Below are 1,893 nucleotides of genomic sequence, written 5' to 3' on the forward strand. Positions count from 1 at the left end.
CTGCAGGGGGGACCCTGTGGGAGAGTAGGACACCGCCGAACAAATATTGCGAAAACCCCCGTACCGTTAATCCGGTACGGGGGTTTTCTGCGTTTAGGGGGTCCTGCAAAGGGCTGGGCTCTGCTTTTTCAAGCAGGCCCCGTATTGCAGGCGTGTATTAGAGGCGTCCCGCACTCTTGAGGGCCAGATATGCGTCCGCCAGTGCCGGCGCGAGATCGTCCGGTGTCGCGTCGACGATGGTGACGCCGGCCCGGCGGAGTTTTTCCGAGGTGCGGTCGCGTTCGGTCTGGGCGCGTGCCGCAGCTGCCGCCTCGTAGACCGCCTCCGTGTTTCCACGGGCCGTGGCCATGCGGGCGATGTGGGGATCTGCCACGGATGCCACCAGAACTGTGTGGCGCTGGGTGAGTTGGGCGAGGACGGGGAGCAGGCCCTCTTCGACCGGGGCCGTGTCGAGGCTGGTCAGCAGGACGATCAGGGAGCGGCGGGGTGCCGTGCGGATCGCGGTGGCTGCCAGGCCTCGGGCGTCCGTTTCGACCAGTTCCGGTTCGAGGGTCGCCATCGCGTTGACCAGTGACGGGAGTACGTCGCGTGCCGTGCGGCCCTGGACGAGGGCGCGGACCCGGCGGTCGTAGGCGAGGAGGTCCACGCGGTCGCCGGCGCGGGACGCCAAGGCTGCCAGGAGCAGGGCGGCGTCCATGGAGGCGTCGAGGCGGGGGGCGTCGCCGACGCGGCCCGCTGAGGTGCGGCCGGTGTCGAGGACGAGGAGGATGTGGCGGTCGCGTTCGGGGCGCCACGTGCGTACCGCGACCGTGGTCTGGCGGGCGGTGGCGCGCCAGTCGATGGAGCGGGTGTCGTCGCCGGGGACGTACTCGCGCAAGCTGTCGAATTCCGTGCCTTCGCCGCGGGTCAGCACGCTGGTGCGGCCGTCGAGTTCGCGTAGTCGGGCGAGTTTCGAGGGGAGGTGCTTGCGGCTGGTGAACGGGGGCAGGACGCGGACCGCCCAGGGGACCGCGTGGGTGCCCTGGCGGGTGAGGAGGCTGAGGGGGCCATAGGAACGGATGGTCACTCGGTCTGCGTGGCGGTCGCCGCGGCGGGTGGGGCGTAGGCGGGTGGTGAGGCGGCGGCGTTCTCCGGGCGGGACCGTCAGGCGGTGGCGGGAGGCGGCGAATTCGGTGCTGGGGAGCCAGCTGCTGGGGGGCCAGGCGTCGCGGATGCGGGCGCGGAGCGGGCGTCGGGACGGGTTGGTGACCGTCAGGGTGACGTCGGCTGATTCGCCCAGGCGTACGGAGGTGTTGCCCGAGCGGGTCAGGCTCAGGCGGCGTACGGGGGCGGCCAGGGCGAAGTCGCAGGCACAGGCCACCGCCAGGGGGGCGTTGACGGCCAGGATGCCCGTCCAGCTGGGTTCCCAGATGCCTACGGGGAGGGAGCCCAGGGCGGCGAGGAGGGCGGCGCGTCCGGTGAGGGCCATCAGCGGGGGACCGGGACGTGGGCGAGGATCGCGTTGATCACGGAGTCCGCCGTCACGCCCTCCATCTCGGCCTCGGGGCGCAGCTGTACGCGGTGGCGGAGGGTGGGGAGCGCCAGGGCCTTCACGTCGTCGGGGATGACGTAGTCGCGGCCTGTGAGCCAGGCCCACGCGCGCGAGGTGGCCAGGAGGGCGGTGGCGCCGCGCGGGGACACGCCGAGGGTGAGGGACGGCGATTCGCGGGTGGCGCGGCAGATGTCGACTACGTAGGCGGTGATTTCGGGGGAGATCGTCGTCTTGGCGACGGCCGCGCGGGCTGCTTCGAGGTCGGCCGTACCAGGTCATCACCGCGTAGTCCGCGTCGCGGGCGGCGATGAACCCGCCCGGCTTGGACACCCGCTTCATCTCCTTCAGGGCCTGCACCGGAT

1 protein-coding gene and 1 pseudogene are annotated in these 1,893 nt (G+C 71.6%); both read right to left on the reverse strand.

Going from position 1 to position 1,893, the window contains the following annotated elements:
- Positions 1-157: 157 nt before the first annotated feature.
- Positions 158-1,468 carry a DUF58 domain-containing protein gene (locus ACFWP5_RS52355; protein ID WP_384174519.1) on the reverse strand — a complete coding sequence of 437 codons (1,311 nt, stop codon included), beginning with the start codon at positions 1,466-1,468 and terminating at the stop codon, positions 158-160.
- Positions 1,468-1,800, reverse strand: a pseudogene (locus ACFWP5_RS52360) (AAA family ATPase); the annotation flags it as partial. The pseudogene ACFWP5_RS52360 and the gene ACFWP5_RS52355, both read right to left, overlap by 1 nt.
- Positions 1,801-1,893 lie beyond the last annotated feature (93 nt).

It is taken from the genome of Streptomyces sp. NPDC058469, assembly GCF_042721125.1.
Taxonomy (GTDB): Bacteria; Actinomycetota; Actinomycetes; order Streptomycetales; family Streptomycetaceae; genus Streptomyces.